17 protein-coding genes are annotated in these 19,515 nt (G+C 69.0%); 9 read left to right on the top strand and 8 right to left on the bottom strand.

Going from position 1 to position 19,515, the window contains the following annotated elements; translation table 11 throughout:
* Window positions 1-19: 19 nt before the first annotated feature.
* Window positions 20-1,138 carry an alkaline phosphatase family protein gene (locus MT347_RS06965; RefSeq protein WP_243499461.1) on the top strand — a complete coding sequence of 373 codons (1,119 nt, stop codon included), beginning with the start codon at window positions 20-22 and terminating at the stop codon, window positions 1,136-1,138.
* 71 nt (window positions 1,139-1,209) lie between these two features.
* Here the strand turns inward: MT347_RS06965 and sepH are convergent, their stop codons facing one another.
* On the bottom strand, window positions 1,210-2,241 hold the full coding sequence (gene sepH, locus MT347_RS06960) for a septation protein SepH (RefSeq protein WP_243499459.1): 1,032 nt from the start codon (window positions 2,239-2,241) through the stop codon (window positions 1,210-1,212).
* Window positions 2,242-2,462: 221 nt separating this feature from the next.
* Here sepH and MT347_RS06955 point away from each other — a divergent pair, with 221 nt between their 5' ends.
* Window positions 2,463-2,756: a DUF4193 domain-containing protein gene (locus MT347_RS06955; RefSeq protein WP_058233180.1), complete on the top strand. Its 294-nt coding sequence runs from the start codon at window positions 2,463-2,465 to the stop codon at window positions 2,754-2,756.
* Here the strand turns inward: MT347_RS06955 and MT347_RS06950 are convergent.
* The gene (locus MT347_RS06950) at window positions 2,731-3,222 is read right to left on the bottom strand and encodes a DUF3093 domain-containing protein (protein ID WP_243499457.1); all 492 of its coding nucleotides are present in this window, start codon (window positions 3,220-3,222) and stop codon (window positions 2,731-2,733) included. The genes MT347_RS06955 and MT347_RS06950 overlap by 26 nt on opposite strands.
* A gap of 12 nt (window positions 3,223-3,234) precedes the next feature.
* On the opposite strand from MT347_RS06950, the gene dut reads away from it, so the two are divergent.
* The 5 genes from dut (at window position 3,235) to dxs (ending at window position 10,220) form a co-directional block, all read left to right on the top strand.
* Window positions 3,235-3,690, top strand: coding sequence for a dUTP diphosphatase (gene dut / locus MT347_RS06945; RefSeq protein WP_243499455.1), 456 nt, complete (start codon window positions 3,235-3,237; stop codon window positions 3,688-3,690).
* On the top strand, window positions 3,687-4,319 hold the full coding sequence (locus MT347_RS06940) for a DUF3710 domain-containing protein (protein WP_243499453.1): 633 nt from the start codon (window positions 3,687-3,689) through the stop codon (window positions 4,317-4,319). The genes dut and MT347_RS06940 overlap by 4 nt, the downstream gene beginning before the upstream one ends.
* Entirely contained in the window at window positions 4,316-5,071 is a 756-nt protein-coding gene (locus MT347_RS06935) for a DUF3159 domain-containing protein (protein WP_243499451.1), read from the top strand. Before MT347_RS06940 ends, MT347_RS06935 begins: the two co-directional genes overlap by 4 nt.
* 133 nt (window positions 5,072-5,204) lie before the next feature.
* Window positions 5,205-8,045: an aconitate hydratase AcnA gene (gene acnA, locus MT347_RS06930; protein WP_308194218.1), complete on the top strand. Its 2,841-nt coding sequence runs from the start codon at window positions 5,205-5,207 to the stop codon at window positions 8,043-8,045.
* Between the two features lie 225 nt (window positions 8,046-8,270).
* Window positions 8,271-10,220: a 1-deoxy-D-xylulose-5-phosphate synthase gene (gene dxs / locus MT347_RS06925; RefSeq protein ID WP_243499447.1), complete on the top strand. Its 1,950-nt coding sequence runs from the start codon at window positions 8,271-8,273 to the stop codon at window positions 10,218-10,220.
* Between the two features lie 135 nt (window positions 10,221-10,355).
* On the opposite strand, the gene MT347_RS06920 is transcribed toward dxs, so the two are convergent.
* The 4 genes from MT347_RS06920 to MT347_RS06905 form a co-directional block, all read right to left on the bottom strand.
* Window positions 10,356-12,494 carry a 3-hydroxyacyl-CoA dehydrogenase NAD-binding domain-containing protein gene (locus tag MT347_RS06920; RefSeq protein WP_243499445.1) on the bottom strand — a complete coding sequence of 713 codons (2,139 nt, stop codon included), beginning with the start codon at window positions 12,492-12,494 and terminating at the stop codon, window positions 10,356-10,358.
* Window positions 12,491-13,699 carry a thiolase family protein gene (locus MT347_RS06915; RefSeq protein ID WP_243499443.1) on the bottom strand — a complete coding sequence of 403 codons (1,209 nt, stop codon included), beginning with the start codon at window positions 13,697-13,699 and terminating at the stop codon, window positions 12,491-12,493. The genes MT347_RS06920 and MT347_RS06915 overlap by 4 nt, the downstream gene beginning before the upstream one ends.
* A 71-nt stretch (window positions 13,700-13,770) precedes the next feature.
* Window positions 13,771-14,967, bottom strand: coding sequence for an HRDC domain-containing protein (locus MT347_RS06910; protein ID WP_243499441.1), 1,197 nt, complete (start codon window positions 14,965-14,967; stop codon window positions 13,771-13,773).
* Window positions 14,960-15,493: a DUF3000 domain-containing protein gene (locus tag MT347_RS06905; protein WP_243499784.1), complete on the bottom strand. Its 534-nt coding sequence runs from the start codon at window positions 15,491-15,493 to the stop codon at window positions 14,960-14,962. Before MT347_RS06905 ends, MT347_RS06910 begins: the two co-directional genes overlap by 8 nt.
* Before the next feature lie 82 nt (window positions 15,494-15,575).
* On the opposite strand from MT347_RS06905, the gene MT347_RS06900 reads away from it, so the two are divergent.
* Window positions 15,576-16,781, top strand: coding sequence for a S9 family peptidase (locus MT347_RS06900; protein ID WP_243499439.1), 1,206 nt, complete (start codon window positions 15,576-15,578; stop codon window positions 16,779-16,781).
* Window positions 16,782-16,805: 24 nt separating this feature from the next.
* On the opposite strand, the gene MT347_RS06895 is transcribed toward MT347_RS06900, so the two are convergent.
* Both MT347_RS06895 and MT347_RS06890 read right to left on the bottom strand, forming a co-directional pair.
* Window positions 16,806-17,246: a SufE family protein gene (locus tag MT347_RS06895; RefSeq protein ID WP_243499437.1), complete on the bottom strand. Its 441-nt coding sequence runs from the start codon at window positions 17,244-17,246 to the stop codon at window positions 16,806-16,808.
* A 47-nt stretch (window positions 17,247-17,293) separates the two neighbouring features.
* Window positions 17,294-18,196: a sulfurtransferase gene (locus MT347_RS06890; protein ID WP_243499435.1), complete on the bottom strand. Its 903-nt coding sequence runs from the start codon at window positions 18,194-18,196 to the stop codon at window positions 17,294-17,296.
* A gap of 118 nt (window positions 18,197-18,314) precedes the next feature.
* On the opposite strand from MT347_RS06890, the gene zapE reads away from it, so the two are divergent.
* Complete coding sequence (gene zapE / locus MT347_RS06885) at window positions 18,315-19,352, top strand: cell division protein ZapE (RefSeq protein ID WP_243499434.1); 1,038 nt, start codon at window positions 18,315-18,317, stop codon at window positions 19,350-19,352.
* The last annotated feature ends 163 nt before the right edge of the window (window positions 19,353-19,515 follow it).

The following is a 19,515-nucleotide window of genomic DNA, read 5'->3' as shown; positions in this document are numbered from 1 at the left end:
GTATGGGAGACTTGCCCCGATGTCATTCAGCCTACCGGCGGACCCGCCGCGCTCTCGGAGCCTCACCGGTGTGCTGACGCAGTCCATCGCGGCACTGGGCGGGACCTCCGACTGGTTCAGCCCCGCACGCAGCGTCATCGTCTTCCTCGTCGACGGACTCGGCTCCCACAACCTCGCAGCCCGCCGCGGGCACGCCCGTTTCCTCGCCGCGGCCGGCGGTCGTCGCGACGTCGCTCGCACGGTGTTCCCCTCGACGACGGCCGCCGCGCTGACGAGCCTGCTGACCGGTGCCGACCCGGGGGAGCACGGCATCGTCGGGTACCGCGCGCGCATTCCCGGCACCATGATCGCCTCGAATCAGCTGCACGGGTGGGAGACGGACGGACTCGATCCCCATTCGTGGCAGCGTCGTGAGCCGCTGCTCGCCGCGCACGCCGGTCGCGCGTTCGTCGTCTCGAAGTCGATCTACACCCGCAGCGGCTTCACCGAGGCGACGCTGAGGGGAGCGGAGTTCTTCCCCTCCGACGATCTCGACGAGCGGGTGCGCCTGGCGGCCGAGCTGGCTGCGCGTCACCCGGGCTCACTCACGTATCTGTACGCTCCCGAGCTCGACACGGCCGGGCACCGTGACGGTTGGGAGTCCGACCGGTGGACCGATGCGCTCGAACGCGTCGACGCGGCCGCCCGCCGACTCGCCGACCTCATCGATCCGGGGACCGGCGTGGTCTTCACCGCGGACCACGGCATGGTCGACGTACCGGCGCACAAGCATGTTCTTCTGGGCGAGGGTGACCCGCGGCTCGACGGCGTCGCCCTCGTCGGCGGTGAGCCGCGCATGCTCCACCTCTATGCCGAAGAGGGGCGAGCGGATGCCGTGGCGGCGGCGTGGAAGACGGACGAGGCCGCGCGGGCCTGGGTCGTGACCCGTGACGAGGCGATCGCCGCGGGGCTCTTCGGTACGGTGGACGACGAGGTGCGTCCCCGGATCGGTGATGTGCTGGTCGCGGCCCGCGGCCGCTTCGCGTATTACGACGACCGCGAGCCCGACAAGCGCCCGCAGCGGATGATCGGCCAGCACGGATCTCTTACCGACGAGGAGCGAACGGTCCCCCTCCTGCGACTCGGCGCCTTCGCCTGAGCCCTCAGCCGGCGTTTCGGGAGGACCGCAGTCCGGATGCCGGGACACCGGCATCCGTCGAGGGTGGGTCGTCAGCTTTCGTCGGAGCGCGCACCGAAGACGATCTCGTCCCACGACGGCATCGACGGGCGGCCCTTGGCGCGGCGGGCGGAGTCGGACTGCGGCCGTTCGGGCTCGGGCGCAGGGGTGTCGGGCTCGTCGACGTACCCCGGCTCGACGGCGTCGAACAGCGCGACGGGCGCGCCCACCGGACGCGGCTCGGGGTCGGCTTCGGTCTCGGCGGTGCCCGGCAGCGGTTCGCGCTGACCGCGACGGCGGCGGAGCGCCTCGAGAAGGTCGGCGGTCTCTGCCGAGGTCACGGGGGCGTCGGGGGCGCGCTTGATGGCGGCGGCCTGCACGGCCGGCGCGATCGGCCCCGTGGCTTCCACGCCCGGTTCGTCCTCGATGTCGAGACGGCGCGGACCGAATGACCCGCTGTCGAATCGCGAGTCGTCCTTCTGCACCGTGTCCAGGGCGCGCAGGCGGGGAATGAGCCCCTCAGGCAGCGATCCCTGGCGCGACAGCTGGATCGCGTCGGCATTCTGCGGCGAGAGCGTGCTGCGGCGCGGATCGAATCCCCAGCGGGCGTCGTGGTCGACTCCGTTGGCGGTGAACTCGAGCTTGACCATCCAGCTCGGACCCTCTTTCCAGCTCGTCCACCTCTCGGCCGAGGCGCCGGCGTCGGCGAGCTTGCCCCGCACCGCTTCGCCGAAGGTGACGGGGGCATCGTGCTCGAGAGTGCCCCCCAACAGCACCGGCACCGAAAGGGCCTGGCTGACGACGTGCTCGCGCTCGGCCAGGACCGGGCCCTCGAAGCGCTCGACGTCTTCGACGCGGGCGTTCAGCAGCGACGCCACCTCCTGAGCCGACATGCCGGCACGGATGTGCGCTTGGATCTCGCGAGGACTCGGGCGCGGAGCGCGGTCGTCGTCCTCTCGGCCACGACGCGCGCGGCGCGCTTCCGCGCGCAGCACCTCGTCGAGCGCGAGGGCGAAGCGTTCGCCTGCCTGGGTCGCCACGACGAGGACGTCATCCTCGGTTCCGATGACTTTGAGCTGTTCCATGCGAAACACCCCTCCGATCTGCGGTCAGCGCCCATGCTGACATGCTCACCGCGCCCTGACGGGAATATCGCGGGCGCGCCGCGAGTTTCACGCCTCGCCCGACACGCACACGCCTCCGGGAGCATTTGCTTATCGAAGACGTGTCATGCAAACTATGGCCGCCCGATCGGGCACCCGATGGGGCACAGCAACACGAAATCCGGAAGTAGAGACCTGCACGCATGGCAACCGATTACGACGCACCGCGCAAGACCGAGGACGACAGCGAGTCGATCGAGGCCCTCAAGGAGCGCGTGCCCGACAAGGCGTCGGGGTCGATCGACAACGAGGATGCCGACAACCCCTCGGGCTTCGAACTGCCCGGCGCCGACCTGTCCGACATCGAGCTCGATGTCGTCGTCCTCCCCGCGCAGGAAGATGAGTTCACCTGCATGAGCTGCTTCCTGGTGAAGCACCGCTCCCAGATCGCGGAAGAGAGCGGCCCCGGCTTCATCTGCCTGGAGTGCGCAGCCTGACCTGAGCGCGCTGGATCGCCGCAACGAGGCGATCCGGCGTGCGGGTCGAGATCACCCACGAAGGGGTCGGGTCGTCCGGATCGGTCACCGCAACGGTGACGATGCCGTCGATGCCGCCCCGGATCACATGCCAGGCCCGGCGGTCGAGACCGCTCCCGCGGGCCGTACGAGCATCTTCGGCGACGACGCCGACAGGAGCCCCGAGCAGATCGACGGGGATGTGCGCGCGACCGGCCCGCAACTCGCCGTCGCGGACTTCCACGACGGGCGAGACGGCGAGCAGACCCACCACGATGGCCACCGACACGGCCAGCCCGATGAACAGGGCCAGGGTGGTGTCGAGCGGCGAGAAGACCACGGCGGCCATCGGCCCGCACACGGCGGCGGCGGCGAGCGCCCACAGCGAAGGACTCAGACGCTCGCGATACTCGGCTGCGGTGCGGATGCCGCACCCCCTCTTCTGCATTACCCTCGTGGGGTGACCGAAACGGTGGATGTCCTCATTGTCGCATCCGAGTCACCGGTCTTCGCCCACCCCGGCGACGCCGGTGCCGACCTCAGGGCTGCTGAGGCCGTCCGACTCGAGCCCGGACGCCGGGCCCTCGTCCCGACGGGTGTGCGCATCGCCCTCCCGGAGGGGCACGCCGCCTTCGTGATGCCGCGCAGCGGTCTCGCCGTCAGACACGGGATCACGGTCGTGAACGCGCCCGGCACGATCGATGCCGGGTACCGCGGCGAGATCAAAGTGGCGCTGCTGAACACCGACCTCGACGAGGCCTACGACATCGCGGTCGGAGACCGCATAGCCCAGCTCATCGTGATGCCCGTCCCGCCCGTGCGCTTCGTCCCCGTCGACGAACTTCCCGACAGCGTGCGCGGCGACGGCGGATTCGGATCGAGCGGATACCAGAGCCTGCAAGGGAGCACCCGATGACCGATGACGAGACGCAGACCACCCCCGAGGTGGAACCGGCGGCGACCGACACGAACCCGCCCGCCAAGAGTGCGCCCGGCGACCGGGAGAGCGCCGGCCCCTTCGATGAGGCGGAGGCTAACCCGGTCCGCCCCTACATCGATCTCGGCGGCATCAAGATCCTGCCGCGCGAGGGCTTGAACCTGCGCCTCGAAGTCGAGGAGCAGACCAAACGCATCGTGGCGGTGGGCCTCGACTACGCCGACTCGACGCTGCAGGTGCAGCCCTTCGCCGCCCCGCGCACGAGCGGGCTGTGGGAGGAGACGCGCGAGCAGATCCGCCAGCAGGTCAAGCAGCAGGGCGGTCGCGTCGAGGAGCGCGAGGGGCCGCTCGGCCCCGAGCTGCTCGCGGAGGTGCCGGTGATGGCGGGAGCCGACGTCGCTTCGCAGCGTCTCGCCCGTTTCGTGGGCGTCGACGGTCCCCGGTGGTTCTTGCGTGGCGTCGTCGGCGGAGCCGCGACCTCCGACATCGAGGCGGCGGCCGCTGTCGAAGACCTCTTCCGTTCGATCGTCGTCGTGCGGGGCACCTCGCCCATGCCGCCGCGCGATCTGATCCCCCTCCGGATGCCGTCGACCCCCGGCACCGCATGAGCGACGACTCGACGCGTCCCGCGCCCGACGGCGACCGCGTTCCGCTCGAGCCCCCCTCCGCCGCGGAGAGCGTCGGCGCCGCCCTCGGCAGCGCCGCACGTCGCGCGGGCCTCGACCCTCAACGGCACGGATCGACCGGCGCGGCCGTGTGGTCCGCGATGGGCGGGGTGCGCGGCATCCTCGAGTCCGTCCTGCCGTCGCTCGCGTTCGTGGTGCTGTTCACGCTCACGATCGACCCCGAGACCCGCCAGGGGAACCTCTGGCTGAGCCTGGGCGTCTCGGTGGGTCTCGCGGTCGTGTTCACCCTCGCGCGCCTGATCGCCAAGTCACCGCCGAGCGCGGCGATCGGGGGCCTGCTCGCCACGGCCGGCGCGGCGGTCCTGTCGCTGGTGACGGGTCGCGGGCAGGACAACTTCGTCCTGGGCTTCTTCACCAACGGCGCGTACGGCACCGCCTTCCTGGTGTCGGCACTCATCGGATGGCCGCTGATCGGCCTGGCCGCGGGGTATCTGCTGGGGGAGGGCACACGGTGGCGCGCCGATCGTCGCAAGCGCCGCGCCTACACCTGGCTGTCGGTCGCCTGGGCGGCCCTGTTCGCGGCGCGCCTCATCGTGCAGCTTCCGATGTACTTGGCGGGGGACGTGACCGCGCTCGGCACCCTGAAGATCGTCATGGGGCTGCCGCTGTTCGCGCCGATGCTCGCGGTGACCTGGCTCGTGGTGCGTTCTCTCTCACCGCGTCGCGAGTCCTGATATTATCTTGACATCAAGATAAATCCGTCCCCTCGCGCGGTTAGGTCGACCTTCCTGGAATCGGGTTCGCCACGCGGGGAAGATGGTCCCCAGCGGGCCGACGCCTGCGCATTCGCCGACGAAGGAGACGATCGTGTCCACGGTTGACAGCTTCGGTGCTAAGAGCACCCTGACGGTCGGCAGCACCGACTACGAGATCTTCCGTATCGACACTGTCGCCGGTCACGAGAAGCTCCCCTTCAGCCTCAAGGTGCTGCTCGAGAACCTGCTCCGCACCGAGGATGGCGCGAACGTCACCAAGGAGCAGATCCAGGCGCTCGGTTCGTGGGTGCCCACGGCCGACCCCGACACCGAGATCCAGTTCACGCCCGCCCGCGTGGTTATGCAGGACTTCACGGGTGTTCCCTGCATCGTCGACCTCGCCACCATGCGCGAGGCCGTCACCGCCTTGGGCGGCGACCCCAACAAAATCAACCCGCTCTCGCCCGCCGAGATGGTCATCGACCACTCGGTGATTGCCGACCTGTTCGGCAGCGAGAACGCCCTCGAGCGCAACGTCGAGATCGAGTACGAGCGAAACGGCGAGCGGTATCAGTTCCTGCGCTGGGGACAGACGGCGTTCGACGACTTCAAGGTGGTGCCCCCGGGAACGGGCATCGTCCACCAGGTCAACATCGAGCACCTGGCCAAGGTCATCTACGATCGCACGGTCGACGGCGTCCTGCGCGCCTACCCCGACACCTGCGTCGGCACCGACTCGCACACCACGATGGTCAACGGCCTGGGCGTGCTCGGTTGGGGCGTCGGCGGTATCGAGGCCGAGGCGGCCATGCTCGGTCAGCCCGTGTCGATGCTCATCCCGCGCGTCGTCGGCTTCAAGCTCACCGGCGAGATCCCCGCCGGCGTCACCGCGACCGACGTCGTGCTCACCATCACCGACATGCTGCGCAAGCACGGCGTCGTCGGCAAGTTCGTCGAGTTCTACGGCGAGGGCGTCGCCTCGGTGCCGCTGGCCAACCGCGCCACCATCGGCAACATGAGCCCCGAGTTCGGTTCGACGGCCGCGATGTTCCCGATCGACGACGTCACCCTCGAGTACCTGCGCCTCACCGGTCGCGACGAGCAGACCGTCGACCTGGTCGAGGCGTACGCCAAAGAGCAGAAGCTGTGGCACGACCCGTCGCGCGAACTCTCGTTCAGCGAGTTCATCGAGCTGGACCTCTCGACCGTCGTCCCCTCGATCGCGGGCCCGAAGCGCCCGCAGGACCGCATCCTGCTGTCCGAGGCGAAGTCGCAGTTCGAGAAGGACATCCTGAACTACGCCGACGCGTCGGTCTCGGACTCGATCGTCGACCTCGAAGTCGACGGCACCTTCCCCGCCTCCGACCCCGGTTCGGTCCCCGGCGAAGAAGAGGAAGACGTCACCGACAGCGAGGTGCTCATCTCGTCGGGGCACCCGGTCAACGCCTCGAACCCGGTTCACGTGACGACGCCCGACGGGCAGTCGTACCTGCTCGACAACGGCGCCGTCACCCTGGCCGCCATCACGTCGTGCACCAACACCTCGAACCCCTCGGTCATGATCGCGGCGGGCCTGCTCGCCAAGAACGCCGTCGACAAGGGCCTGACGCGCAAGCCGTGGGTCAAGACGACGCTCGGACCGGGCTCGAAGGTCGTTACCGACTACTACGAGAAGTCGGGCCTCGACAAGTCGCTCGAGGGCCTCGGCTTCTACACCGTCGGCTACGGGTGCACGATCTGCATCGGCAACTCGGGTCCGCTCATCGAAGAGGTGTCCGCGGCCGTCAACGAGCACGATCTCGCCGTCACCGCGGTGCTCTCGGGCAACCGCAACTTCGAGGGTCGCATCAGCCCCGACGTGAAGATGAACTACCTGGCCTCGCCGCCGCTGGTGGTCGCCTACGCTCTCGCCGGCTCGATGAACTTCGACTTCGAGACCGATGCGCTCGGCAAGGACCAGAACGGCGCCGACGTCTTCCTCAAGGACATCTGGCCCGCGCCCGACCAGGTGCAGACCATCATCGATGCGTCGATCTCGCGTGAGCAGTTCATCCAGCAGTACGCCACCGTGTTCGAGGGCGACGAGCGGTGGAAGAACCTGCCCACCCCCACCGGCCCGATCTTCGAGTGGGATGCCGACTCCACGTACGTGCGCAAGGCCCCCTACTTCGACGGCATGACCATGCAGCCCGACCCGGTGCGCGACATCACCGGTGCGCGCGTCATGGCGACGCTGGGCGATTCGGTGACCACCGACCACATCAGCCCGGCCGGCAACATCAAGGCGGGCACCCCCGCCGCGCAGTACTTGACCGAGCACGGGGTCGCGCAGAAGGACTTCAACTCCTACGGCTCGCGCCGTGGCAACCACGAGGTCATGATCCGCGGCACCTTCGCCAACATCCGCCTGAAGAACGAGATGGTCGCCGCCGTAAACGACGGTCAGATCATCGAAGGCAGCTGGACCCGCGACTTCACGCAGGAGGGCGGCCCGAAGTCGTACATCTACGACGCGAGCCAGAACTATCAGGCGCAGGACACTCCGCTGGTGATCTTCGGCGGCAAGGAGTACGGCTCGGGCTCGTCCCGCGACTGGGCGGCCAAGGGAACCAAGCTCCTCGGCGTCAAGGCGGTCATTACCGAGAGCTTCGAGCGCATCCACCGTTCGAACCTCATCGGCATGGGCGTCGTCCCGCTGCAGTTCCCCGCCGGCGAGTCCTGGAAGACGCTGGGTCTGGATGGAACCGAGATCATCTCGATCGAGGGTCTCGAGCAGCTGAACGAGGGCGTGACGCCCAAGGCGGTCAAGGTCACGGCCGAGCCGAGCGAGTTCTCGCCCGAGAGCAAGCAGACCGTCACGTTCGAGGCCGTGGTCCGCATCGACACCCCCGGTGAGGCCGACTACTACCGCAACGGCGGCATCCTGCAGTACGTGCTGCGCTCGCTCGTCTGATTCACGACGCACGGATGTGCCCCGGGAGCTGCCGCTCCCGGGGCACATCGCATTCGACGGCGAGCCGTGTCAGCCGATCCGGCCGTATCCGGTCGCCGCCCAGGCGATCGCGTACGGGACCCGGCTCCGACGCCGCGCGCAAGCCCTGCCGGGCCTCGATGCGACCCCCGAGACTAGAATCGACCCGTATACGCACCACTGCGTGTACCGCACGAGAGGAGTCGGATGGCTCTCCTGACCGGCATTCATGGACCCCGCGACCTCGACGCGCTCACCCCCGATGAGCTGCGGCAGCTGGCCGCCGAGGTGCGTTCGTTCCTCGTCGAGAACGTCGCCCGTACCGGGGGTCACCTCGGCCCCAACCTCGGTGTCGTCGAGTTGACGATCGCTCTGCACAAGGTCTTCGACTCGCCCTCCGACCCGATCATCTTCGACACCGGCCATCAGTCGTACGTGCACAAGATGCTCACCGGCCGTCAGGACTTCTCGGAACTCCGCTCCCGCGGCGGACTCGCCGGCTATCCGCAGCGCTCCGAGAGCGAACACGACGTGGTCGAGTCGTCACACGCCTCGAGCTCCCTGAGCTGGGCTGACGGAGTCTCGCGCGCTTTCAGTCGCACGGGTCGTCGCGACCGTCACGTCGTCGCCGTCGTCGGCGACGGCGCCCTCACCGGCGGGATGACGTGGGAGGCGCTGAACAACATCAGCGACGACAACGACCGAAATCTCGTCATCGTCGTCAACGACAACGGCCGCTCCTACGCCCCGACCATCGGCGGCATGGCGCGGTACCTCAATCGCGTGCGCACGAACGACGCCTATCGGACGCTGCACCGCGGCTCCGACACGCTGTTCCGCCGCCTCGGCCCGGCCGCTCGCGCCGTGTACCGCGGGGTGCGCGGCGGCACGCACGGCTTCCTGTCGCGCTTCACCAACAACGAGGCTCTGTACAGCAACCTCGACATCAAGTACCTCGGACCGATCGACGGGCACGACTTCGAGTCACTCATCGAGACGCTCGAACTGGCCAAGTCCTACGGCGCCCCCGTGATCGTGCACGCGATTACCGACAAGGGCAGCGGCTACGCCCCCGCGATGAGCGACGAGGCCGACCAGTTCCACGCCGTCGGCAAGATCGACCCCATCACCGGTGAGGCGCTCGGTGCGGGCGGCGGTCTGCAGTGGACGGACGTGTTCGCGGATGAGCTCGCGGAGGTCGGCGCCGAGCGTGACGACGTCATCGCCATGACGGCCGCGATGCTGCGTCCCACCGGGCTGCAGAAGTTCGCTGAGCGCTTCCCCGAGCGTGTCTACGACGTCGGTATCGCCGAACAGCACGCCGTGGCCTCCGCTGCGGGTCTCGCCTTCGGTGGCCTGCACCCCGTCGTCGCCATCTACGCCACCTTCATGAACCGCGCGTTCGATCAGGTGATGATGGACGTCGCGCTGCACAAGGCCGGCGTCACTTTCGTCCTGGATCGCGCCGGCGTGACCGGCCCCGACGGCCCGAGCCACCACGGCATCTGGGATCTCGCGATGCTGCAGCTGGTGCCCGGCATCCGCATCGCCGCTCCGCGAGACGCTGCTCGCCTGCGCGAGGAGTTCCGCGAGGCCACAGCGGTCGAGGACGCCCCCACCGTGGTGCGCTACCCGAAGGGCAAGATACCCGCCGACCTCGAGGCCATCGAGCGTCTCTCCGACGGTGTCGACGTGCTCGCGCGGGGGTCCGAGGACGACGTGCTGCTGATCGGCATCGGCCCGATGGTCCACCTCGCCATGGACGTCGCCGAACGGCTCGGTGCGCAGGGGATCGACGCGACGGTCATCGACCCGCGCTGGGCGATCCCCGTGCAGCCGTCGATCGTCGACCTCGCCCGCGGGCATCGGCTGGTCATCACCATCGAGGATGGCATCCGGGTCGGCGGTGTCGGCACGCGGGTTCGCCAGGTGCTCCGCGAGGCCGGCGTCGACACGGCCGTCGACGAGCTCGGCATCCCCGATGAGTTCATCGACCACGCCACCCGCGAGCAGATCCTCGAGGATGCCGGACTCACGGCATCCAAGATCGCCCATGACGTCGTGGCCCAGGTGCTCGGAACCCGCATCCCCGTCGCGCGGCAGACGCCGACAGGCTCGATCCCCACGATGGACGAGTGGGAGAAGTCGCGGCCCTAGGCACACCGTCGCGCCAGAACAGGGGATCGGCCCAGAACACGCCGTGTCGGCTCGCCGCCGCCCTGTGCTCGCACGATTGCGCGCACTCGAACGACGGCGGCGCCGCCCCCCTGGGGGACGGCGCCGCCGTTCGCGTCAGACGCCAATACCGCGGATGGGCGGGTGATGGAACGTGTCGCCGAAAGCGCGTTTCGACGCTCCCTCACGGTCGAGGTAGGGCGAGGCCCCGCCGTCGATGAAGGGCCAGCCGGCGCCGAGGATGAGGCAGAGGTCGATGTCCTGCACCTCGGGTACCACGCCCTCGTCGAGCATGATCTTGATCTCCTGGGCGAGGCCGTCCTGCACGCGGGCGAGGATCGTCTCGGGCGCCACGGGCGTCTTGCCGGTGACGAGCACCTTCTGCGCCGCCCTGGTCCAGCCGGTCACACGGCCGCCCTTGTCTTTCTCGACGACCTCGGGGAGGGCGGCGAGCTCGTGGAAGTTCTCCGACGAGAAGAACCGGTCGGGGAACGCGTGCGACATCGTGTCCTGCACGTGAGCCGCGACCTTCCAGCCGACCAGATCGATGAGCTGGAACGGTCCCATCGGCAGCCCGAGCGGAGCGAACGCCTTCTCCACGACGGTGATGGGGGTGCCTTCGTACACAGCCCGAGCTGCCTCACCCATGACCTTCGCCAGCAGACGGTTGACCACGAACCCGGGGGCGTCGGCGGTGAGCACGGCGTTCTTGCCCAGGCCCTTCGCGACGACGAAGGCGGTGGACAGAGCGGCGTCCGACGTCGCAACGGTCTTCACGACCTCGATGAGCGGCATGACCGCGACGGGGTTGAAGAAGTGGAAGCCCACGAGCCGCTCGGGATGCTGCAACACCGAGCCGATCTCGGCCACCGACAGCGAAGAGGTGTTCGTCGCGAGGATGGTGTCGTCGGCCACGATCCTCTCGATCGCGGAGAACACCTCCTGCTTCACGCCGACCTCTTCGAACACGGCCTCGATGACGAAGTCGCAGTCCGCGAACTCACCGCGGTCGGTCGTGCCGTGCACGAGGGCGCGCAGCTGATTGGCGGTATCGCCGTCCAGGCGCCCCTTGGCCTCGAGCGTGCCGATCTCTTCGCGAATGGATGCCACACCCTTGTCGACGCGGCCCTGGTCGAGGTCGGTGATGATCACGGGCACCCGGAGCTTGCGTACGAACAGCAGGGCGAACTGCGAGGCCATGAGCCCGGCGCCGATGACGCCGACCTTGGTGACCTTCTTCGCCAGCGTCTTGTCGGGAGCCCCGACCGGACGCTTGGCACGCTTCTGCACCAGGTCGAAGGCGTACATGGATGCCGCGAACTGATCGCCCGTGATGAGATCGGCGAGGGCCTCGTCTTCGCGGGCGAACCCCTCGGCCTTCGTGCCGGTCTTGGCCTTGTCGAGCAGATCGAGAGCGACGTAGGGGGAGCGGGGGACCGTCCCGATCTTGGATTCCAGCATGCCGCGGGCCATCTTGATCGCGATGGGCCACTTCGTCAGGCGCTCGAGCTTGCCCGGCTCGTTCTTGCGCTCCACCCGGACGCGGCCGGTGAGCACACCGTCGGCCCAGCGCAGCGAATCCTCGAGGTACGAGGCCGCGGGGAAAATGGCATCCATGATCCCGAGGTCGAACGCCTGCTGCGGCTTGAGCATGCGGTTCTGCTTGAGCGGGTTCGAGATGACGACCTCGAGCGCGTTCTCGATGCCGATGAGGTTCGGCAGCAGGTAGGCCCCGCCCCAGCCGGGGATGATGCCGAGGAACACCTCGGGCAGCGCCACCGCCGCGGCCGACGCGTCGACCGTGCGGTAGGTGGAGTTCAGCGCGATCTCGAGGCCGCCGCCGAGGGCGAGGCCGTTCACGAACGCGAACGAGGGCACACCCAGGTCGGACAGCGACCCGATCACCTGATGGCCGCGCTGGGCGATGAGACGCGCGACGTCCTTCGACGGCAGCTTGGCGACGTCGGACAGGTCGGCACCCGCGGCGAGGATGTACTGCTTGCCGGTGATCGCGACCGCGTGGATCTCGCCGTGCGCGGCGCGCTGCTTCAGCGTCTCGAGCGTGCGCCCGAGCTCGGCGAGGGTCGCCGGCCCCAGCGTGTTCGGACGCGTGTGGTCGCGACCATTGTCGAGTGTGATCAGGGCGAGCACGTTGCCGGAGGGCAGGCGGACGTCGCGGACGGGGGAGTGCGTGATGACCTCGTCACCGGTGAGAGCGTCGAGGGGGCTGAAGTCGATGGCGGAGTAGTCGGTCATTTGCGCTTCTTCTTTCCGTCGAAGAACGGGTTCTCCCAGATGACCGAGCCGCCCTGACCGAGGCCCACGCACATGGCTGTGAGGCCGTACCGCACGTCGGGGCGCTCCGCGAAGTGCGCCGCCAGCTGGATCATGAGACGGACCCCGGATGCCGCGAGTGGGTGGCCGAGGGCGATCGCACCGCCCCAGGGGTTCACGCGCGGGTCGTCATCGTCGATGCCGAAGTGATCGAGCAGGGAGATGACCTGGATCGCGAACGCCTCGTTGAGCTCGAAGAGCCCGATGTCGTCGATCGTGAGCCCGGCCTTCTTCAGCGCCTTCTCGGTCGAGGGGATCGGGCCGATGCCCATGATCTCGGGCTCGACGCCCGCGAAGGCGAACGACACCATCCGCATCTTGGGTGCAAGACCGAACTCTTTCACGGCGTCGGCTCCGGCGAGCAGGCTGATCGTCGCGCCGTCGGTGAGGGGCGAGGAGGTGCCCGCCGTCACGCGCCCGTGCGGGCGGAAGGGAGTCTTCAGCGTCGCGAGACCCTCGAGGGTGGTCTCGGGGCGACGTCCCTCGTCCTCGGTGGCCAGGCCCCAGGCGCCCTCGGCGTCCTTCACCGCGACGGACACCAGGTCGGGTTGGATCTTGCCGGCCTCGTAAGCGGCCTGCACCTTGTGCTGGCTGGCGACACCGAAACGGTCGGCCCGCTCCTTCGTGAGGTGCGGGAAGCGGTCGTGGATGCGCTCGGCCGTCACGCCCATGTTCAGGGCGCCCGGATCGACGAGCTTCTCGGCCACGAAACGGGGATTGGGGTCGACGTTTCCACCGATGGGGTGTCGGCCCATGTGCTCGACGCCGCCCGCGAGGGCCAAGTCGTACATGCCGACACCGATCGAGGCGCCCATCGTGGTCACGCTCGTCATGGCGCCGGCGCACATGCGCTCGATGGCGAGGCCCGGCACGGTCAAGGGCAGACCCGCCAGGATCGCCGCGGTGCGCCCCAGGGTCAGGCCCTGGTCACCGGTCTGCGAGGTCGCGGCGATCGCCACGTCATCGATCCGATCCTTGGGCACGTCGCCGTTGCGCTCCATGAGCCCGATGATCGCCTTGACCACCAGGTCATCGGCACGGGTGTTCCAATACATGCCCTTCTCGCCGGCGCGCCCGAAAGGGGTACGCATTCCGTCGACGAAGAAAACGTCCGTCAGCTCGGCCACTCTGCCTCCAGTGTTTGGGATGATCCCAGCCTAGGAAGGCGGTTTCGCGCCGCAGAATCGGTTGTCCGAACCTACGAATCCGCGACGGGGACCTCGTCGTCAGCGTTGACGGAAGCTACAAAGCTATCCGCGATCACCTGTGCGGTCTCGTCAATCTGCCACGGTCGGGCACCGAGCCCGGCGAGGGACGCGGCGATCGAATCAGCAGTCACCTCGGCGGGCGGGGCCCACGCGACGCGGCGGAGGGTCTCGGGGGTCAGCAGGTTCTCGGTCGGCATCCGCAGGTCTTCGGCGCGGGCTTCGACGGCCGGACGCGCGCTCTTCAGGCGCAGGTCGGCTTCGGGGTTCCGATCGACCCACGCGCGCGGAGGAGGAAGCGTGTCGCTCGGCACCCGGTCGGCGGGGAGTTCGGTGGTCTCCCGCCCCGCCACGATGGCGTTCCACCACCGGTCCAGCTGCGTGCGGCTGGCCCGCCCGTTGAACTCCTTCACTCCGGCCAGCGCCTGTTTGCTCGCCGGGTCCGCGAGAATGGCCGCGACCAGGGCGCGATCGGGCACAAGTCGGCCCGGGGCAACGTCCTGCTCTCGGGCGTAGTCCTCGCGTGCCTGCCAGAGCGACCGGGCTACGGCGAGCGAGCGACGCCCGCGGACCGCATGCAGTCCACTCAGTCGCCGCCAAGGATCGTCGCGCACCGGCTTGGGCAGACGCTCCAGCACGGCCTGGAACTCCTGCCGGGCGAACTCCGTCTTGCGCTGCTCTTCGAGCTCGGCGACGAGCACGTCGCGGACGTCGATGAGGTGCTCCACGTCGAGGGCCGCGTATTCGAGCCAGGACGCAGGCAGGGGGCGCGTCGACCAGTCCGCAGCCGAGTGCGCCTTGGCCAGGGTGATACCGAGAGTCTGCTCGACGACGGCGCCGAGACCCACGCGCTCGTGGCCGAGCAGTCGCGAACCCAGCTCGGTGTCGAAGATGGACGGCGGCTCCAGTCCTCGCTCGCGCAGAGACGGCAGGTCCTGACTCGCGGCGTGGAACACCCACTCGGTGTCGCCGATCGCGGCCTGCAGAGGCGCGAAGTCGTCGATGGTCGACGGGTCGAACAGGAAGACGCCCGCCCCACGGCGGAACACCTGGATGAGGTACGCGCGCTGGGAGTATCGGAAGCCCGACGCCCGCTCGACGTCCACAGCCACGGGACCCTGCCCGGCGGCCAGGGTCTCACACGCGGAGTTCAGCCCCGCGGCATCCTCGATGACGATGTACTCAACCACGCGTGGGCCTCCGGGCTCCGAACACTGCGACACCCTCCGACCCCGGGGGGAGGCCGGCGAGCATGCACACGAGCTCCGCCCACGCCTCCAGGTGCGGGCGGAAGGGACCGCGCGGCGACCATGACGCGCGAAGTTCGATCTGCGACCCCTCGCCCTGCGCGGCGAGGGCGCCGAAGCCGGTGGAGAGGGTCTTGGTGGCAGTGCCCGATTCGGAGTGCCGCTCGGCACCGCGCGAGTCGAGGGCGTCGATGAGCCACGACCACGCCACCTCGGCGAGAAGGGGATCGATGCCGATCTCGGGCTCCAGGGGCGCCTGCGCGAAGCAGACGATGCGCCAGGCCCCGCCCCACGGTTCCGGCTCTTCAGGGTCGTGCAGCAGGATGAAACGTCCGGTGCCGAAGGGCGAATCCGTGGCGTGCTCCTCGGGACGGAGGTCGCCGGCCAGCGCCAACGCGAACGGCGCGAGACCGGCGGGGGAGGGGATCTCGCGCACGACGAGGTCGTCACGGAAGGTGGTGGCGCGCATCTCTTCGGCTGCTCGCGCGAAGGGGCTGTCGGCCTCCGCCGGGCGCTGGTCACTCACGGCCACAGACTAGAGTGAGGCCTCGATGAACGGTCCCAGGCGCGCCGCAGGTCCCCGCGCAACGCCACGCGTAGCCACCGGCATCCGGGTCACCCTTTCGGCTCTCAGCCTCACTCTGGCGGCCTCCCTCGCGGCTCTCGGTGCGGTCTCGCTCCGCGTCGCCCGCACCGTGGTGCGCCCCGCGGGCCGCGTGCCCGACACGCGCATCATCGGCCTCGACGCCGCCGCCCAGACGATCACGCTCGAGCGCACCCCCGACACGGCGCTTCCGGGCCGCTACGGGCTGTTCACGGTCGGCTCGGTCGATTACCTGCGCCTCGGCTCGATCGTGGGCGAGGACGAGACCTCGGTGACCCGTAAGCTCCTCACCCATGTCGCCGGCGACGGCGACCTCGCCCCCGAGGCGGCGTTCAGCGGCTGGTACTACGACCGACCGGAACACCTGCATCGACCGTTCCGCACCCTCGACATCGACACAGGCGTCGGTCCCTGTCCTGCCTGGGAGTTCCCGGGCGCCGTCGACACAGACGTCTGGGTGATCCAGGTGCACGGCCGCGGAACGACCAAGGCCGAGACTCTGCGTGCGGTTCCACTCTTCCTCGATCTGGGGATCACGAGTCTCGTCGTGTCGTACCGCAACGACGGCGACGCCCCGCGGAGCCCCTCGGGCACCTACGCGCTCGGCGCCACGGAGTGGCGCGATCTCGATGCTGCGATCGGCCACGCGCGTCGCCAGGGTGCGCGTCGCGTCATCGTCATGGGGTGGTCGATGGGGGGCGCGCTCGCGCTGCAGGCGGCACTGGAGTCTCCGCACGCGGACATCATCGCGGGTCTCGTGCTCGACTCGCCCGTGGTCGACTGGCGCATCGTTCTCGGCTTCCACGGTCGTCTGATGGGGCTGCCCGCCCCGGTCATCGCCGTCGCGCAGAACGCGATCGCATCCGGCTGGGGAGCCGCAGTGCTGCGCACCGGAGAGCCGATCCCGCTCGACCGTCTCGACGTTGTCGCTCGCGCACAGGAGCTGCGGCATCCCGTTCTCGTTCTGCACAGCGACGACGACGGATTCGTGCCCTCCGACGCCTCGCACGCGCTGGCGTCCGCACGACCCGACCTCGTCACGATGGTGACCTTCGACGTCGCCCGTCACACGAAGCTGTGGAACTACGACGAGACGCGCTGGGCCGCTGCCATCTCGGACTGGGTGCGCGCGCAGGGCCTCGCCCGCGATTGATCGCCGGGGTCGCCAAGGCCGAGGTCAGACGGCGCGCTTGGCCCGAACCTGGCGTTTCGCCCGCATGAGCATGCCGGTCATGCCGGCGATCCGCAGGGGACTGACGGCACGGGTGAGGCCGATGCTCTGCGGGAAGTCGTCGGGAACCGCGAGCACCTCATCGGCGCTCAGACCGGTGAGACCCTGCGCCAGAATGCTCGCGAACCCGCGTGTGGTCGGCGCCTCGGCCGGGGCGGTCGCGTGCATGGCGACGGCGTCGTCGGCGTCCACCGTGACGATGATGTAGACCGGCGACTGGCACTCGGCGACGCGCTCGCGCATCTCGGGGTGGTCGGCGTACTCGGCCGGCACCTCAGGTAGCTCCTGCGAGAACTCCAGGAGCAGCTGCAGCCGATCGGGCTCATCGAGCTCGAGGAACTCGTCGCGGATCTCCGCGAGACGGGCGGGGAGGGCAGTGTCGGACATCCCCGTCATCCTCCCACGCCCCGCGGCGGTCGGGCTCGACGCCGCACTCAGCGCTGAGGGACGTCGCCGGGCTCCGAGCCCGACACGATCGGCACACGCACCGCGCTGCCCCACTCGGTCCACGAGCCGTCGTAGTTGCGCACGTCGTCGAAACCGAGGAGGTGCTTCAGCACGAACCACGTGTGGCTCGAGCGCTCGCCGATGCGGCAGTACGCGACGACCTTGTCGCCGTCGGACAGACCCGCACCGTCGCGGTAGATGGCGTCCAGTTCTTCGCGCGTCTTGAAGCCGCCGTCCTCGGCCACGGCCTTGCCCCACGGAACGCTCTGCGCGCTCGGGATGTGCCCGGCGCGCAAGGCACCCTCTTCGGGGTAGGCGGGCGCCGTCGTGCGCTCGCCCGAGTACTCCTCCGGTGAGCGGACATCGATGAGCGGGTTGCCGAGGTGGGCGAGCACGTCGTCCTTGTATGCGCGCAGCAGCGAGTCGTCGCGCTCGACGACCGGGTACTCGGTGGGCGCGGGCGTGCTGCGTTCGGTCGTGGTCGGACGGCCCTCGGCGATCCACTTGTCACGGCCTCCGTCGAGCAGACGCACGTCTTCGTGGCCGAACAGCGAGAACACCCACAGCGCGTAGGCGGCCCACCAGTTGTTCTTGTCGCCGTAGATCACGACGGTGTCCTCGCGCGAGATGCCCTTGCGGCTGAGCAGCTTCGCGAAGCCCTCGCCGTCGACGTAGTCGCGGACGACCGGATCGTTCAGCTCGGTGTGCCAGTCGACCTTGACCGCGCCCGGGATGTGACCCGTCTCGTAGAGGAGCACGTCTTCGTCGGACTCGACCACGACCAGACCCGGCCGGCCGAGGCGTTCCTCCAGCCACTCACCGGTGACGAGGCGGCCGGGCTCGGCGTACTCGGCGAACTTGGGTGAGGTGGTGTCGAACTCGACGGTCACGGGGTCTCCTCGGTCGGGGCGATGGGTGCGGCGGCATAGGCTGGACACCGCACCTTCGACCCTAGATCCGCCGCGTCGGGGCACGCACCCTCCCGTAAGACTTGGACACAGGACGGCCATGACCTCGACTCCCGCAACGACTGGGCTCATCCACCTCACCGAGCGCGAGCCGGCGGTCACGGGAGCCGAGATGGTCAACGCCCTGGTGCCCCCTCCGCAGTTCGATGGCGCGACGTTCGAGTCCTATCGGGCAGATGCCGCCTACCCGTCGCAGCAGGAGGCCAAAGAGTTGCTGCAGGCGTTCGCGGGGCGGCAGGCTGCTCCGGCGAAGAAGACCGGTTTCTTCCGCCGGGCGGATAAGACTCCGCCGGTCAAACCGGGCGTCTACCTCGACGGTGGGTTCGGTGTCGGAAAGACCCACTTGCTCGCCTCGATCTACCACGCGATGCCCGCGCGTCGGAAGTACTTCGGCTCCTTCATCGAGTACACGGCGCTGGTCGGCGTTCTCGGTTACGCGAAGGCCGTGGAGTTGTTCCGCGGCTCCGACCTTCTCTGCATCGACGAGTTCGAACTCGACGACCCCGGCGACACGATGGTCATGACGCGTCTGCTCGGTGAGCTCGTGGCATCCGGGACACGACTCGCCGCCACCTCGAACACCCCGCCCAACGCCCTCGGTGAGGGCCGGTTCGCCGCTCAGGACTTCCTGCGCGAGATCCAGTCGATGTCCGACAGCTTCCGCACCATCCGCATCGACGGCACCGACTACCGCCAGCGCGCCATCGACGGCGCGGCCCGCGTGCTCGGCGACGACGACTACCGACAGTCGGTGGATGCGGCGTCCGCCGGGGGAGTGGCATCCGACGACGCGTTCTCCGATCTCGTGGGCCATCTCGCCCGCGTCCACCCGTCGCGTTTCATCCGCCTGATCGACGGCGTCACCTCGATCGGTTTGCGTGACGTGAAGGTGCTGCACGACCAGTCCGCGGCCCTGCGCCTCGTCGCGTTCGTCGACCGGGCCTACGACGCGCAGATCCCGATCCGCGCGACCGGCGTGCCGTTGAGCAGCGTCTTCAGCGACGAGATGCTGGGCGGCGGGTATCGCAAGAAGTACCTGCGTGCGGTGTCGCGCATGGTGGCGCTCACGCATTCGTGAGCCGCTCATCAGCGGCCTGAAGGTGCGCGAAACGCAGTGTTTACCGGAGTGAGCTCTCTGTAACGTGCCGGAAACACGAGGCGAACGACGACGGTAACCGGGGGTGGGAACACTGAGGGGACCCGACGCTTTACCTGCGTCCCTGCAGAGAGGTTCCCTCCGA

This window comes from Microbacterium sp. VKM Ac-2923, from assembly GCF_022815605.1.
GTDB lineage: Bacteria > Actinomycetota > Actinomycetes > Actinomycetales > Microbacteriaceae > Microbacterium.
The sequence above is the reverse complement of the archived record's forward strand: the minus strand, read 5'-3'. Positions and strand labels throughout refer to the sequence as shown.

Excerpts from the sequence above, each read along its gene's own strand:
- MT347_RS06940 (WP_243499453.1), top strand. The coding sequence starts at position 3,687 with ATGACCGATGACGAGACGCAGACCACCCCCGAGGTGGAACCGGCGGCG.
- MT347_RS06950 (WP_243499457.1), bottom strand. The coding sequence starts at position 3,222 with ATGCAGAAGAGGGGGTGCGGCATCCGCACCGCAGCCGAGTATCGCGAG.
- MT347_RS06955 (WP_058233180.1), top strand. The coding sequence starts at position 2,463 with ATGGCAACCGATTACGACGCACCGCGCAAGACCGAGGACGACAGCGAG.
- dxs (WP_243499447.1), top strand. The coding sequence starts at position 8,271 with ATGGCTCTCCTGACCGGCATTCATGGACCCCGCGACCTCGACGCGCTC.
- zapE (WP_243499434.1), top strand. The coding sequence starts at position 18,315 with ATGACCTCGACTCCCGCAACGACTGGGCTCATCCACCTCACCGAGCGC.
- MT347_RS06935 (WP_243499451.1), top strand. The coding sequence starts at position 4,316 with ATGAGCGACGACTCGACGCGTCCCGCGCCCGACGGCGACCGCGTTCCG.
- sepH (WP_243499459.1), bottom strand. The coding sequence starts at position 2,241 with ATGGAACAGCTCAAAGTCATCGGAACCGAGGATGACGTCCTCGTCGTG.
- MT347_RS06965 (WP_243499461.1), top strand. The coding sequence starts at position 20 with ATGTCATTCAGCCTACCGGCGGACCCGCCGCGCTCTCGGAGCCTCACC.
- MT347_RS06900 (WP_243499439.1), top strand. The coding sequence starts at position 15,576 with ATGAACGGTCCCAGGCGCGCCGCAGGTCCCCGCGCAACGCCACGCGTA.
- MT347_RS06895 (WP_243499437.1), bottom strand. The coding sequence starts at position 17,246 with ATGTCCGACACTGCCCTCCCCGCCCGTCTCGCGGAGATCCGCGACGAG.
- MT347_RS06905 (WP_243499784.1), bottom strand. The coding sequence starts at position 15,493 with ATGCGCGCCACCACCTTCCGTGACGACCTCGTCGTGCGCGAGATCCCC.
- MT347_RS06920 (WP_243499445.1), bottom strand. The coding sequence starts at position 12,494 with ATGACCGACTACTCCGCCATCGACTTCAGCCCCCTCGACGCTCTCACC.